At 34.8% G+C, this 15,100-nt stretch carries 15 protein-coding genes and 1 tRNA gene; 13 read left to right on the forward strand and 3 right to left on the reverse strand.

Annotation, left to right across the window (positions count from 1 at the left end; translation table 11 throughout):
• The first annotated feature begins 149 nt into the window (after window positions 1–149).
• The 10 genes from QLG01_RS17200 to QLG01_RS17250 all read left to right on the forward strand — a co-directional run bounded on the left by QLG01_RS17200 (window position 150) and on the right by QLG01_RS17250 (window position 8,330).
• On the forward strand, window positions 150–2,246 hold the full coding sequence (locus tag QLG01_RS17200; protein ID WP_174766315.1) for a carbon starvation CstA family protein: 2,097 nt from the start codon (window positions 150–152) through the stop codon (window positions 2,244–2,246).
• A complete protein-coding gene (locus QLG01_RS17205; RefSeq protein ID WP_004790909.1) occupies window positions 2,246–2,551 on the forward strand; it encodes a YbdD/YjiX family protein in 306 nt (101 codons plus the stop codon). Before QLG01_RS17200 ends, QLG01_RS17205 begins: the two co-directional genes overlap by 1 nt.
• Window positions 2,552–2,718: 167 nt before the next feature.
• Window positions 2,719–2,795 (forward strand) — tRNA-Val (locus QLG01_RS17210).
• Between the two features lie 233 nt (window positions 2,796–3,028).
• Window positions 3,029–3,358 carry a hypothetical protein gene (locus tag QLG01_RS17215; RefSeq protein WP_282496999.1) on the forward strand — a complete coding sequence of 110 codons (330 nt, stop codon included), beginning with the start codon at window positions 3,029–3,031 and terminating at the stop codon, window positions 3,356–3,358.
• Between the two features lie 6 nt (window positions 3,359–3,364).
• Complete coding sequence (locus tag QLG01_RS17220) at window positions 3,365–3,892, forward strand: hypothetical protein (protein WP_282497000.1); 528 nt, start codon at window positions 3,365–3,367, stop codon at window positions 3,890–3,892.
• A 259-nt stretch (window positions 3,893–4,151) separates the two neighbouring features.
• Window positions 4,152–4,745 carry a DUF6714 family protein gene (locus QLG01_RS17225; protein WP_282497001.1) on the forward strand — a complete coding sequence of 198 codons (594 nt, stop codon included), beginning with the start codon at window positions 4,152–4,154 and terminating at the stop codon, window positions 4,743–4,745.
• A gap of 75 nt (window positions 4,746–4,820) precedes the next feature.
• Window positions 4,821–5,321, forward strand: a complete 501-nt coding sequence (locus tag QLG01_RS17230; RefSeq protein ID WP_282497002.1) for a hypothetical protein — start codon at window positions 4,821–4,823, stop codon at window positions 5,319–5,321.
• Between the two features lie 594 nt (window positions 5,322–5,915).
• Complete coding sequence (locus QLG01_RS17235; RefSeq protein WP_282497003.1) at window positions 5,916–6,326, forward strand: hypothetical protein; 411 nt, start codon at window positions 5,916–5,918, stop codon at window positions 6,324–6,326.
• A 187-nt stretch (window positions 6,327–6,513) separates the two neighbouring features.
• The gene (locus QLG01_RS17240) at window positions 6,514–7,104 is read left to right on the forward strand and encodes a hypothetical protein (RefSeq protein ID WP_282497004.1); all 591 of its coding nucleotides are present in this window, start codon (window positions 6,514–6,516) and stop codon (window positions 7,102–7,104) included.
• A gap of 671 nt (window positions 7,105–7,775) precedes the next feature.
• Window positions 7,776–8,330, forward strand: coding sequence for a TetR/AcrR family transcriptional regulator (locus tag QLG01_RS17250; RefSeq protein WP_282497005.1), 555 nt, complete (start codon window positions 7,776–7,778; stop codon window positions 8,328–8,330).
• Between the two features lie 176 nt (window positions 8,331–8,506).
• Here the strand turns inward: QLG01_RS17250 and QLG01_RS17255 are convergent, their stop codons facing one another.
• Both QLG01_RS17255 and QLG01_RS17260 read right to left on the reverse strand, forming a co-directional pair.
• Window positions 8,507–9,124 (reverse strand): nitroreductase family protein, encoded by a 618-nt coding sequence (locus tag QLG01_RS17255; protein ID WP_049837157.1) that lies wholly within the window; start codon window positions 9,122–9,124, stop codon window positions 8,507–8,509.
• A gap of 39 nt (window positions 9,125–9,163) precedes the next feature.
• Window positions 9,164–10,036 (reverse strand): EamA family transporter, encoded by an 873-nt coding sequence (locus QLG01_RS17260; protein WP_282497006.1) that lies wholly within the window; start codon window positions 10,034–10,036, stop codon window positions 9,164–9,166.
• A gap of 70 nt (window positions 10,037–10,106) precedes the next feature.
• Here QLG01_RS17260 and QLG01_RS17265 point away from each other — a divergent pair, with 70 nt between their 5' ends.
• Together QLG01_RS17265 and QLG01_RS17270 are read left to right on the forward strand one after the other, a co-directional pair.
• A complete protein-coding gene (locus QLG01_RS17265; RefSeq protein ID WP_282497007.1) occupies window positions 10,107–10,637 on the forward strand; it encodes a MarR family transcriptional regulator in 531 nt (176 codons plus the stop codon).
• A 739-nt stretch (window positions 10,638–11,376) separates the two neighbouring features.
• Window positions 11,377–12,996 (forward strand): phosphodiester glycosidase family protein, encoded by a 1,620-nt coding sequence (locus tag QLG01_RS17270; protein WP_254617632.1) that lies wholly within the window; start codon window positions 11,377–11,379, stop codon window positions 12,994–12,996.
• A 506-nt stretch (window positions 12,997–13,502) separates the two neighbouring features.
• Here the strand turns inward: QLG01_RS17270 and QLG01_RS17275 are convergent.
• A complete protein-coding gene (locus QLG01_RS17275; protein WP_282497008.1) occupies window positions 13,503–14,369 on the reverse strand; it encodes a LysR family transcriptional regulator in 867 nt (288 codons plus the stop codon).
• Between the two features lie 276 nt (window positions 14,370–14,645).
• Between QLG01_RS17275 and QLG01_RS17280 the strand changes: the two genes are divergently transcribed.
• Window positions 14,646–15,077, forward strand: coding sequence for a DoxX family protein (locus QLG01_RS17280; protein ID WP_282497009.1), 432 nt, complete (start codon window positions 14,646–14,648; stop codon window positions 15,075–15,077).
• The last annotated feature ends 23 nt before the right edge of the window (window positions 15,078–15,100 follow it).

Consider the following 15,100-nt stretch of genomic DNA (forward strand, 5'->3'; position numbering starts at 1 on the left):
CTATTATCGAAGGGATGATGTAAATCATCCCTTTTTTTATGCGAAAGTATAAGAGGAAAAAAATTAAAGGAGGAGTACAGTCACAAGGATTTGATAGAACAGTACATAACAATATAAAAATGCTGTAGTTATTTATTGAGAGGTTAAGAATGGACACAATGCAAGCGAAATCTACGCTTCCCTCCAAGCTGGTCTGGAGCCTAGTGGCAATTATAGGTGCAATTTCTTTTGGGATGCTGGCACTCAGTCGTGGTGAACATGTTAATGCGGTTTGGCTTGTACTGGCTGCAGCATGTGTATATAGCATCGCATATCGATTTTATAGTCTATTTATTGCAACTAAAGTATTTGAATTAAACCCAAGACGTTTAACCCCAGCCCACCGTTTAGCCGATGGTCTGGATTATGTTCCCACCAATAAATATGTACTTTTTGGTCACCACTTCGCTGCAATTGCAGGAGCGGGGCCATTAGTCGGGCCAATTTTGGCTGCACAAATGGGTTTTTTACCAGGGACAATCTGGCTACTGGTCGGTGTGGTTGTCGCGGGTGCAGTACAAGACTTCTTAGTTTTATTTATTTCAACGCGTCGAGACGGTCGTTCGCTTGGTGAAATGGCAAAACAGGAACTGGGTTCTTTTGCTGGTATCGTTGTAATGCTTGGTGCACTTGGGGTAATGATTATTATCCTTGCGGTATTGGCTTTAGTTGTGGTTAAAGCACTTGCCCATAGTCCATGGGGTGTTTTTACGATTGCAGCGACTATTCCAATTGCATTATTTATGGGCGTTTACATGCGTTTTATTCGCCCGGGACGTATTGCTGAGGTTTCGATTATTGGCTTCGTCTTAATGATGCTTGCAATTGTTTACGGTGGACATGTTGCAGCGGATCCTTACTGGGGTGAGTTTTTCACCTTAACAGGAACACAGCTGACATGGTGCTTAATCATTTATGGTTTTATCGCCTCAGTCTTACCTGTCTGGTTATTGTTAGCACCGCGTGATTATCTATCAACATTCCTTAAAATTGGTGTCATTCTCGGTTTAGCAGTCGGTATTATCATTGCATTACCTGAACTGAAAATGCCAGCAGTGACTCATTTTATTGACGGTACTGGCCCTGTTTTCTCGGGTAGCTTATTCCCATTCCTATTTATTACCATTGCCTGTGGTGCGATTTCTGGTTTCCATGCGCTTGTATCAAGTGGTACAACACCAAAACTCGTCGATAACGAAGCGGATATTCGTGTGATTGGTTATGGCGGTATGCTCATGGAATCATTCGTCGGTATTATGGCGATGATCTGTGCAACTGTCTTAGACCCAGGTGTGTACTTTGCAATTAATGCTCCTGCGGCTGTACTGGGTACAACAGTAGAAACTGCGGCAGAAGCTGTGCGTAATTTAGGCTTTGTCGTTACTCCTGAAATGTTAACTGTGTTGGCACAGGAAGTCGGAGAATCTTCGATTTTATCGCGTACGGGTGGTGCGCCTACCTTTGCGATTGGTATGGCACATATCATTTCGGAAATTTTCAATAGCCGTTCAATGATGGCATTTTGGTACCACTTTGCGATTTTATTTGAAGCGTTATTCATTTTAACTGCTGTAGATGCGGGTACTCGTGCTTGTCGTTTCATGGTGCAAGACACAGTTGGTATTGTTATTCCTGCGGTTAAAGCATCAGGTTCATTCTTTGGTAACTTGGTTGGTACGGCAGTTGCAGTCGGTGGATGGGGCTTCTTCGTCTATCAAGGTGTGATTGATCCACTCGGTGGTGTTAACTCCTTATGGCCTTTATTTGGTGTTGGTAACCAAATGTTGGCTTCGATGGCACTCATTTTGGGTACAGTCATTCTGTTTAAAATGAAAAAAGAAAAATATGTTTGGGTGACGATCATCCCAACAATTTTCTTATTCATAACCTGTATGACTGCGGGCTGGCAAAAGATTTTCCACGAAAATCCTAAGATTGGTTTCTTGGCGCAAGCGCATAAGTTCTCTGACGCGATTGCTCGCGGTGAAATATTAAAACCAGCTAAAAGTATTGCTGAAATGCAAAACATTGTGATGTCGAATCAGATTAATGCTGCGCTTTGTGGCTTCTTTATGATTGTTTCGATTGTCATGATTATTGCTTCAATTGGTATTGTGCGCCGTGCTTTAGCAAGCCCTAAACCAACTGTAAATGAAGCGCCTGCCGTATATGCTGATCCGGAAGTGGTCACCCCACGAGGAGAGTAATGATGAATTTTAAATTTGCAAAAAATGGAACTGTCATTATTGCGAAAATCATCAAAATGACGGTGCTCTCGCAGAAAGAGCTGTTGCTTTCTCCAAAGAACTGGTCGCGTATTGCAACCTTGTGGCAGCGTTTGCAGCAAAGCTTTCGACTGATGGTTGGCGTGCCAGATTATCAGACTTATGTGGAGCACATGAAAGCTCATCATCCTGATTTAACACCAATGGATGCAAAGACTTTCTACCGTCATTGTGTCGATGCGCGTTATCCATCGGCAGGCGGTACTTTAAAGAAATGTCCTTGTTAAGTTGAACTTGATATTCAGCTAAATAAAACGGTATGTGGTTAAACCATGTACCGTTTTTCTTTTTTTGAAAATGAAAAAAGGCTGCTTAAAGTCTGCTCATTTGTATTTTTTTCAATTGAAAATCACTTGTTTTGCTTTTGAAAAATGAATATGATGCTTTCCATTCTAGGTGTATAGCTCAGTTGGTTAGAGCGCTACGTTGACATCGTAGAGGTCTCCAGTTCGAGTCTGGATATACCTACCAAGATTTATAAAGGGTTTACATCGTTTCATAACGTGTAAGCCCTTTTTTTATGCCTGTTTTTATCATTTTATATTTATAGAACTGGTGATCCAAACTCGATTATTAGTCGTTCTTTGACTGAGAATACAAGCACAAGAAGAGATCTATGATTTAAAGCCATTTAGAAAGCTTTATTTTTTATATAGTTTTTAATTAAAAAGTAAAATAAAATATTTGAAAATAAGGGGAAATAAATGAAAAAACTATTTTTTAGTAGCAATATTATTGGGGTTGACGGGAAGTGGGATAATAACCAGAGCGATACGTCTCAATCTGATCCACAGATGACACAATTACAAACAACAGATTTCTTATTACCAATAACATCTAATTACAAGTTAGCAGCTTCGTCACTAATGCTGAGTCCAGCAATATCACCTTTAATGCGTTGGTCAATTACTAATTCGGAAGTTATAGGAGCGTCGACATTAATTGATGCTGTTAAAGACTTTAGAGTTTCTGCAGCATTAATAACACCAAATACTTTACAGGTAGCCAAAGTATTAAACGGTTTAATGAGATGATTCAAAATGATTAAATTAGATGTTACTAAGCCTTCAAAAGGGCAACCAATTAAAACAATTCACTTCACTGATCAATATGGTTGGTGTTTTAGAGTTTCTAGTTTTCTTGAAGAAAAATTGGTTCTAGATGAGTTGAAAGAGTTTTCAGAAGGAAAGAAAATTGTAAGTGAAACTTTATTTAATTCAAACTATGAGGTAATAGCTTATAAAAATTATTTCACAGATTCATCAAGTAAGATATTCGGAACTGAAGATTTTGAAATGATCGATGGGCAATTGAAAAAGTTGAATACTATAGTTTATGAAGTTGCCAATGAAGATGAGGAGTATATTAATCAAAAATGGTATAACGACCTTGATGAATTGGTTTATACATTTGAAACAAGCGAGAAATTTGATTTCAGATTTGTGAAACCAGATGGAGAAATAGTCGATGATAATGAACTTCATGATTTTTTTAAAACTTATAAACCTGTGGAATTTAAAGATGTTCCAGATAAATATCTAAAGAAGATCATTGAAGAAAATACTTAACTTAAATGAAAATTCCTACGGGGCTTCTTATTATATTGAAATTATGATGATGTCAGATGGGCTTAATACACAAGTTTAGTAATTATATTAACTTAAACAGAACCCGCTCATTGACTGAGTTGTTATTGTTTGAAGAAAAGTTATGTACAAGATCGCTTTAATAACATGTGAGCTTTTTTATGTCTGTTTGTCGCATTTAATAATTGGCAGAGTTGAAAATTTTGGAAAAAAATTTATCTAGGGGTTTTAGGACAATAAAATGAATATCGATACTTTAAAGAATCAAATAGAGTTTGAATTTAAAAATGTTACTTTGGGGAATGCTTATACTCTGCCTGAGGAAGATTATGCCGATACAAGCTACTGGTACTTTGATAAAAGGCGCACCGATTTAAACTTAACTGAGGAAGAATGGGTAAAGCAGGAACTTTTCCTTCTTGAGACTGGTAATTGGTTTAGAGAGGACTTTAAAGAGGCTGTAAATGCAATTAAAGAAAAGAGGAAAATGAATAATAGGTACAGTAATCCTTTTGAAATACCTGTTTCATATTTAGACAACTACCATACGGGTTTTGGTTTTTTAGAACCTCAGGGATTTCTATTTTATACCCCAGCTATTATGAGTTCTGTTTTAAAAGATACAGAAGTTCTATCTTCACCTAGTTTTTTTTCTTGGTTTTATCGTTTAAGAAGTTTAAATACTTTTGAAGAAATTTCTAAATTATTAAATTGTTTTACCAAGGCACAAATAGAAGTGCTAAAAGACTTTCTGTTATTTACTTCCAATCTATCTCTAGAGATGAAAGAAGGAGTAGATGAGTGTTTAAATAATATAAGTTTATTAGGATTCTGAGTGTAACGATAAAGTGTTTACATCGTTCGGAGTTGTTGACGCGCAAAATGCTTTGAGTCTAGGTGAAAATTAATTATGAATATCAATATTAAAGAACTTTTTGAAAAAGTATTTCCTCCATTCCAATTAGGTGGGAATCGCTCACTACTTGAGTGTGATTTTTATGATACTCATTATAGATATTTTGAACAAATTGATAACGATTATTTATCTGCATTAGAACTATCGGCAGAAGATTTACTTCTGTCATATGGCTTTGATTGGCCTGATTTTTACTTACAAATTGGGCTAGAAGCTGTTCGATCACGTGGTAGACCACAAGAAGGCATTAAAATTTGGACAGATGTAAGCTATGAATATTTATATTATTTTGGTGTTAATTGTAGCTATTTAAGCTCAGAAGGTTTTAAGTTTTTTTTACCAGCTGCTATTTATTACTTTCTAACAACAGATAAAAATAAAGCTTATATGGATAGTTTTATTTTTAGATTAGAAACACGTTGGGAAGAAGATAATCATGTTTTTAGTGATGATCAAAAAAAATTTATTAAAGAGTTTTTAACGGAGAACACTTAACTCAAATGAAAAGTCCTTCGGGGCTTTTTCTTATATTGAAATTATGATGATAGTGATGTCAGATGGGCTTAATACACAAGCTAGGTAATTATTTTTAACTTAAGGAGAGCCTGCTCATTGCGTGAGTTTTTATTGCCTGAAGGGAAGTTGTGTATAAGATCATTTTAATAATATGTAAGCTATTTTTTATGCTTATTTTTCTCATTTATATTTGGCAGAATTGTTAATCTAAAATCTATTATTAGTCATTCCTTGACTGAGAATACAACCGCAAAAATAAAACGATAATTTAAAGCCATTTAGTGGGCTTTATTGTTTCATTCTATTTTTTTATTAAAAATTAACATATACTATTATAAAATAAGGGGGAATAAATGAAAAAACTATTTTTAGTAGCAATTTTATTGGGGATGTGAGGATAATAATCAGAATGATACTTCTCAATCTGATACTCAGACGACACAATTACAAAAAACCGAGTTGTATGACTAAAACTGGTAGACCGATTCATTGGCATTGTGATGTAAATAATCAATTACCTGATGGTCGTTGTATTGTCAAAGCTCATAACCTTGCTGGATGTGGAGTTGGGCTATGATCAGTAAGTATGATGATGTTTTAGGAGTATTACATGACGCAAGATTTTATGGATTTTTATTAGATTCTAATCCAAAGACCTTTAACTTAAATGTACTTCTGTATATACATATTTTTTCAAATTTTGAATCAGGAAAATATTCCCTTGAAAAGGGATTAGTTATCTTTGAAAATTCAGTTATTAATAGATTTACTATTACTGATGATTTGAGTTCTGGGCAATTCTACATAACTGATTATGATATTGAAGATTCAGATAATAATAGGTTTAAGTTTACATTCTTCTTTAATAATCCTTCTATGGAACTTGTTTTAACTGCAGGAAACATAAAAATTACAAGAGCCGGATTTAGTGAAGAAAATGATGAACAATTTTTACCAACGAATTGGATCAAATTATTAGATTAATGGTTATTTATCAGAAGATTAGTGGTTAAAAAAGCTGCTAACAGCTAGCTTTTTTTGCCGCAAGGAAACTTATGTACAAGATCGTTTTATAACGTGTAAGCCTTTTTTATGCCTGTTTGTCGCATTCTATATTTGACAAAGTTGAAAATTTTGGAAAAAAGTTATCTAGGGGGTTTAGGACAATAAAATGAATATCGATACTTTAAAGAATCAAATAGAGCAAGAGTATAAGGATGTTACTTTAGGTGATAACTATACTCTTGCCGAAGAAGATTATGCGGATACCAGTTATTGGTATTTTGATAAACAACATCCAGACTCTCATTTAACCGCAGAGGAATGGGCGAGCCAGGAGCTTGGTTTTTTTGAAACATGTGGATGGCTTGCAGCAGATCAGGAAGAGGCTATTCAAGCAATTAAAGAAAAAAGGAAGATGGCTAATAGATTTAGCAACCCTTTAGAAATACCTTCTTTATATCTAAATATGCACTTTACAGGTTTCAGTTACTTAACCCCTCAGGCATATTTATTTTACACTCCTGCGATTATGAAGCACTATTTAAATGAACCAGATTCTTTGTATAGTAATAGCTTCACATGGTGGCTTTATCGATTAGAAAGAGCTAATAGTCCTGATTTGATTAAAGCATTATTAGAATACTTTGATGTACAACAAGTTGATGTACTTGAAAAATTCTTATTGTATGTTTTCAAATCAAGTAATGAATACAAAGATATCAATATCGCTTTAGATAATCTAAAGCATATAAAAAAGTAGATAATTAACCAGTAAGAAAGTAAAGCCCCCTTTAAATTAGACTATGAGTGTCCAACTTTCGGGGGTGCAGTTCACTAGTAATCATTCCTATCTTTATAAACCCCCATTTAACAATCACTTATTCATTATTTATCCTTACTTTTTAATGATCTAATTTAAAACAAATGTCATTGTGTGTGCTTGACTGCTAAAGGGCAGAGCACTATCCTTTGCCTGCTGGCCACATTGCCAGTCGGTTTTAGCAGACCGTTCCGAAAAGCATTAAAAGTTAATTCTTTTAGTGACGGACCCTCGTGCCCCCTCTACGGTGGAACGGGAGGGGGACACCTTCGGGTGTGCTGGGTTTTTTCGGCCAGTCTGCTAACCCCCTTTCGTTCTGCCACCATAATTCTATAAATGTCTGGCAGAACTCCCAATAAAAAGGAGTTGGCTTTGCACATTCTTAATTTCTTGGCAGCCTTTGCCAAAAGCTATAACGACACAACTTAAAAATTTAAAGCAGCTTGATAACCTTTAGGGTTTTCAGGCTTTAAGTCATTACGGCTCAAAAACTTAATCAACAATAAAACTTGAGATGTGCCAAGCACAGTCTTTACGGGCTTTGCTATGCCTTTTTTTCTCCCAAAAAAGTATCTCATTAAGAAACAACAAGAATTTATAACGGTAAAACGATGCCAAATTTAGTTCTCCCAACGCGCGCTATAGAAGTTGTTAATACATCAATTCATTTGTTTCACCATCACGGATTTCATATCGTTGGAATCGACCGAATTGTGAAAGAGTCAAAAATTCCAAAAGCGACTTTTTATAACTACTTTCACTCGAAAGAGCGGTTTATTGAAATCTGTTTGATTGTGCAAAAAGAGCGATTAAAAGAAAAAGTGATTTCAATTGCTAACGAGGTCAACCGCATCAACGTAACTGATCAATTAAAGAAACTTTATTTCTTACATACCGATTTAGAAGGGCCGTACTATCTATTATTTAAAGCCATTTTTGAAATCAAACTGACCTATCCAAAAGCCTATCAAGTCGCAGTGAGATATAGAACGTGGCTAATTAATGAGATTTATAGCCAGTTGAGAACACTCAAAAACGATGTGACTTTTCAGGATGCCAAATTATTTTTATATATGATTGAGGGCGCAATTATTCAGCTTTTAAGCTCGGATCTGGCAATCGAACGGGAAAGGGTGCTGGACTGTTTCTTGAAAGGGGGGATTTAACGTTCATAAAACAATTTAATATTTTATCGTTCCGCTAATGTTTAAAAGTTCAGTGATAAAACGAATTTAGTTCAGTTAAATCTGATAGTCACATAAAAAAGTATAACTATCAGATTTAAACGGCAACACACAAGAAATGAAATCTATGCAGGCTATTCTTTTTTGCTATGGATTTATTAAACAATCGTAAGAACGTCAGCTACAGGCTTACGTATTTTTTGCGCCCAATTATTAATGGTTGGATAACCCACAGCAACAATCATGACAGGTAATTCATTCGCAGTAAGTTCAAAATCTTGAGATACTTGTTTTGCGTCAAATCCACCCATTGCACAAGTTCCTAAACCCATTTCTTGTGCAGCGAGTATTAAGGTCATGGCTGCTAAAGATGCAGAGCGAACAGCCTCATCGCGTTGTAATATAGCGTTATCTTGATAAGCATTGGTCGCTTGTCTTACCCAGCTATCAATAACTTTATGTCCCATAATATTATTTTCTAGGGATGGCTGAAGTGCGTTATGCAGTTGATGATGTGCATCAAATGTCCCGCAGATTATGAAATTTACAGAAGCATCAGTAATTTTATCTTGCCCAAAAGCTGCCGCTTTCAATAATTGTTTTGACTCTTCAGAGCGTACCGCTATGAAACGCCAATTTTGTAAATTATAAGCCGAGGGAGCCTTTGTTGCTAATTCGACTAATAGCTTGATGGTAGCTTCATCTAAAGAGCGATTTGGCTGAAAGTTATTAATTGATGTGCGAGTTTCAATAGCGTGTTGTATAGAGATATTCATATAAGCCTCAGAAAAGAAAAATAATTTTAAAGTTAATGATTAATTACGACGTGCACTTGTCCATTGCACTACGAACACACTAATAAGCACGATAACTAACCCTAAAAGGGCAGTTCCTGAAATTGACTGTGATAATAAAGCCCAACCCAGTACCACCGCAGTTAGAGGACTAAGTAACCCAAGAGATGCAACTGCCACACTTGGTAGACGAGTTATGCCTCTAAACCAAAGTACATAAGCAACTAAAGCACCCGCTAAGCTCAAATAAGCGTAAGAAATATATTGGACAGGTTTTAAAGTAGGGAGAGGTGCATCTACCATCCAAGCAATAGGGAGAAGAATTAAGCCCCCAATCACAAGCTGCCAACCTGTAAGAGCGAGTAATGGCATATCTAACTTCCAGCGAGATGTGAGCCACACACCACACGCCATGCATATAGCACCTAATAATGCAGCTAAGATTCCAATCGGTTCAAAAACGGTATTCGGCGATAACAGCAAGATTGCCATTCCAAACATACCGATCACAGCTGACCAGAGTGTAGCTCTGAGTGGTGACCGACCATCTATTACCCAAGCTAATACCATTACCAGTAAAGGCTGGATTGCACCAAGTACAGCAGCTAATCCACCTGGTAAACGATAGGCTGCGACAAATAGAAAAGCTTGAAAAAGCCCGATATTGAGCGTCCCCAATATGAGTAAACGCCACCAATCATTTTTGGCAGGCATGCGGCGAGTAAATAACAATAAAAGTAAACCTGCTGGTAATACTCGTATTAGTGCTGAGGTGAAAGGGCGGTCTGATGGTAAAAGTTCTGATGTCACAATATAAGTGGAACCCCAAATAATAGGAGCTAATGCGGTGAGTAAAATATCTAACCCACGTGAAGCTGGAATAGGCTTTGACATATATTTGCCATTTATCTTCAATTCAAGATATTATTATGTTGTCACACCAATTAGCTTGAAGTCAAGATAAATGAAAAAACAGAACGATAGTCTGCAAAAAGATGAAGTTGATAAAATTTTAGAACAATGGGCGAAAGAACGACCGGATCTTGATGCCAGTCCGATGGGGCCTATTGGTCGTATTAAACGGTGCGCTACTCTGTTAGAACGGCTTTTGGAATCTACCTTCTCAACCTTTGACTTAAGTCTTTGGGAGTTCGATATGTTGGCTACGCTTAGACGTTCCGGATCCCCATATAGGCTAAGTCCAACTGAATTGTTTTCAGCATTAATGATTACTTCTGGAACAATGACACATCGTTTAAAGAAACTGGAACAAAGGAACCTTATTGAGCGTATCGATAACGAAGAAGATGCCCGTAGTATGCTTGTACAGCTTACAAGTCATGGATTGGAGTTAATCAATAAGGCAGTAGAAGCACATGTAGAGAATGAACGTCATATACTTTCAGTACTGTCTAGTAATGAAATAGATAATATCAATGCTTCTTTGTCAGTGCTGCTCCAATCTTTAGAAGCATCTACAAAAAAGGGTCGGTAAAAATATTAAGAAAATAAACCTAGATGAGATCTTAATTAAAAATCTAAACTTCATAATTAAGATCTCATCATAGAGGTGAGTGAGGCCAAAATCACAATGGAGGAGGTATTAATATTGCTAAGGTTTATATAGAAATATCAGTAATAGGCTGAAAATGTTGCTTTAGCGAGTCTAAAAAGAGCTGAACCTTTTTGGGAATTTTTGATCCATAGGGTGTGGTTGCATAAAAATGAACCGTTGATGAAAAGATGTCCTGTGAGCAATTAATAATAAGGCCCGCATCTTCATATTTTTTTGCTAAGAAATCGGGAATAAACAAAATACTCTGGTTCTTTTGGCAAAAATCTAAAAGAATTTCTATATTATTGCAGATCAGTTGAGGGTTTGAGTTAATAATCTTGGCTTTTAAATTTAGTATTAAATATTAAGATTTCTTAATTATTTTAAATTTTATTATTTATTCGGGGAAATTAGGTTTTTATTACAAAAGAATTTTTAAGTTTTTGAAAAATAATTTATTTTTATTTTATGGTGCCGATTGCGAATACTGATTTTATTCTCATATAATTGAATATATTTTATTTTTTTACTTAATAGTTGTGAATATAGAATTGAACTATAATATTTTTACTTTTTTATACATTACAAAAAAATAATATAAATTCTTTTTTATACTAGTTTTTTAAGTTATTGTTCTTTTTCTAATAATATAGCTCAGCCAAAAGGTTTTATTCATTTCATGAAAAATATTTTTATTTTGAGTGCATTACTCATTTCTAGTAGTTCTATTTATGCTGTTTTACCTCCTTTTACAGCACAAAATTTATTAAAATATGAAGGTAAAAAAGTTGATCATTTATCACGGTTGAGAGTCAACCTAACCGTGTCTAGTAAGACAGATGCGGGTGAAATTAATGTTTCAGATTTAATTCTTTGCTCAACCTCTTCATGCTGGAAAGCTGATGTTAATAAGTATATACCTGTAGCTAATAGCAGTACTACTAGAGGTCAGCTTATAGCAGATGTACTCATTCCTGAAAATGAACAAATTAATCAAATTCTCTTCGAACCGACTACTGGCAAGCAATCAATAGAAGGTGAACTCAAACTTGCCCAGCCAGTAAAAATTGATTCTGAATATCAAGGAACTAATCTTTATATTGTTTTAAATAAAATAGATAGAGGTAATGGGGTAGCGAGATATCAACCTATGGCTGCGACGGCACTACCTTATAATCCTGAAGCCAAATATTATTTAGTTGATCCTAAGTTTAATCAATCAATCAATTTAAATAGTAAAAGCTCAATTACTTTTCCTTCAAATTTTCTAAATCATCCTCAGCTTTACATTATTACTGAGCATAATGTTGGCAAAAAGTTTCCTATGCTTGATATTTACCCTTATATCAAAGGAAATGGAAATTTAAATATTAAAATTGCTGAAAAAGATAAAAAAACAACTACCGCAACTTTAAGTAGTAATGCAACAACATCTATAGCTTACTCAGAAATTTCCGAGTCAAGTACTCGTATCATTGAAGGCTCAGACTATCCCAGTAATGCCGCACAAAAAGTCTCTCTGGCTGCGGCTGCTACAACTTGTTCATCTACTATAACTGCAAATTTAGCTTCCTATAGAACTACATTACAATCTACAGGAGTAGCACGAATTTCAGCTTGTGAAAATATTGCACCTAATATTCATATTGCATTCATTAATGCAAAAGATACTCGGATCAAATATGCCTTGCCCGTATCAGTTTCAAGTACTGCATCTGTTCCCCATCAACTTAATCTAGTGCGTATGACAAATTATGGAGGCATCGCATTAGTCAATGGTTTTATGTGGGATGGGGATGCTGGTGCTTTAAGCGGAGGCAAAGGCACAGCTAAAGGTTTTCTCAATACTGATAATGTAATAAGGGCTAAAAATACCGATGGTGGAAATAAATTAACTTTTGGAGTAAGTAGCACGAAAGGGTTAGGTTTCTTTGAAACGAGTAGTCCAACTTATAATTTCCAAAGTTATGGTTATAATTTAGTTAGTAGCTCAACATCTGTTGTTAAAAATGGTGTTTGTACAACAAGTACTGAAAATAATAGATGGTCTGCAATAGGAGCTAACTTATCTACAGGTGAAATTGTTATGGTTTCATCTACTTCATCAGGAACGACAACAGCTGCTGATCTCTGTTCTGTATTTAAAGCATTTGGTATCAATTATGCAATTCGTTTAGATGGAGGACCTAGTGCAGCAATGATTATTAGTGGTACACATCTTAATCCTTTAACCGGAGCTTCTTATTTGAAGTATGGGAATATGAGATATATTGCTTACCCTATTCAAATCAAAAACTAAATTTCATTGTTAGATATATAAAAAGCGTAATTCAATTATGCTTTTTATATCTTAAATAACCTGAATTGTGGATAAGGATTTTTCTTTAAAAAAGATAAGTGCAATATTATGTTCGATTTTTGGTTTTATCAGATCGAAATATTTAAGTTGTTATACTCAAAAATATAGGGAAGCTTCAAGATAAGGAGTTGCATTTCCTTAAGCAGGATTCGGGTTAGATAATGTAGCAGGGAGGCCAATTATTAGCTTTATTAGGAGATAGTTATTTATTGTAATTTTTCCAGTATTGGACTGATCTGTTTAATTGCTCTGCTTAGAAATTTAAAAAATTATTCGCCATCTAGCGAGCATGATAATTCGTCTTATTTACATCATTCTTATGATAACAGCCATCATCTCAACGCTAGCTATTCAATGCATGTTCACCTTCTGGTTGAGGAGGATGTGATGGGGGGTAATTTGTAGCTAATAAAAAATGCATAGCTGTATGTGATTAAAAAACTAAATTAAAGAGCCTCAGTGTTAGGCTGAAAATGTTGCTTTAGCGAGTCTAAAAAGAGCTGAACCTTTTTTGGAATTTTTGATCCATAGGGTGTAGTTGCATAAAAATGAACGGTTGATGAAAAGATGTCTTCTGAGCAATTAATAATAACGCCTGCATCTTCATATCTTTTTGCTAAAAAATCGGGAATAAATAAAATACTGTGATTCTTTTGGCAAAAATCTAAAAGAATTTCTATATTATTGCAAATGAGTTGAGGGTTTGAATCAATAAAATTATTTTTTAAATCTGATTTTGAATATAGCGATATATTACATTTTCTTAATTCTTCTATGCTTTTAGGTTTTCCGTATTTATTTAAAAATGTCGTTGTTGCATAGAAGTTTCTTTTATAAGTGTCTAGTAAAAAGATATCTTGCTCTTTAATTTCATCATCAATTTTTAAAATAATATCAAATTTATTTTTATTGATGTCAACTGAGTTTTCTGAAAATAAAAGATCAATTTCGATATTAGGATATTGGTTTAGAAAATTGGAAATAATCTCTGAAAAGCATGTCTGAATAAAAGCATCTGGAACGTTGATTTTTAATATACCTTCAGGATACTTTTGATCATAGATGAAGTCATTGGCAGCTAAATCTAATTCTTTAATAATGACTTTACAACGTTGATAGAACTTTTCCCCTGAGCGGGTGAGGTCCATCTTTCTGGTATTACGTGTAAACAAGGATGTACTGAATAAACTTTCTAAATAAAAAATTCTTTTAGAAACTTGATCTCGAGTAATACCTAAGTTTCTGGAGGCATTACTAAAATTTCCACTTTCTACAACACTAATAAAAGTATGAATACAGTCTAGTTTATCCATTAAATTTTGAAAGGCTAAATTGGCGTGTAGCTAAACTATATTATGAATTTTTACTTATCAATCATTGTATCTTTTAAGGATACAGTTTGTATTTAAATAGGTGTCTAGTAGTTTACGCTTATTTTTGATTTTATATACTCTGCTAATTAATTTTTTGGTGGATCATATAAATAATCATTTTAAATATCTAAATTAAAATCATGGTTCTTGCAAATATTAATATTTTTATAACTTTATAGGGTTGTTAAAAAATCGAAATACCAATGAGGTAAATAGATGAGTGACTTAATTAATAATAATCCTGTGTGGGTAAAAAAGATCTTATCAATTCATGGATTGCTCCCACTTCTTCGACTTGCATTAGTTTCAGCCTATTTAATCGGTGGAATGAATAAATTAATCGGATTTCATGCGGCTATTGAGGAGCAGGCAAGTTTTGGTTTACAACCTGCTTGGCTCTGGGCAGCTACAGCGATTTTTATTGAAATTGTGGGTTCGCTCTTGGTGATTTTTAATCGTTTTGTCTGGTTAGGAGCGGGGGCTTTAGGTTGTCTAACCGCAATAGCAATGCTGGTTGCAAACGATTTTTGGAATCACACAGGTCCAGTATTTTTTAGCACGTTTAATAGTTTCTTTGAACATCTCGGTCTCATTGCTGCTCTAGTGATGGTCACCATTCTTTCTAATCAACAAACAAAGTCACAATAAGTTGTAGCACTTAATTCTTACGG

It is taken from the genome of Acinetobacter sp. V89_4, assembly GCF_029967875.1.
Classification (GTDB): Bacteria; Pseudomonadota; Gammaproteobacteria; order Pseudomonadales; family Moraxellaceae; genus Acinetobacter; species Acinetobacter oleivorans.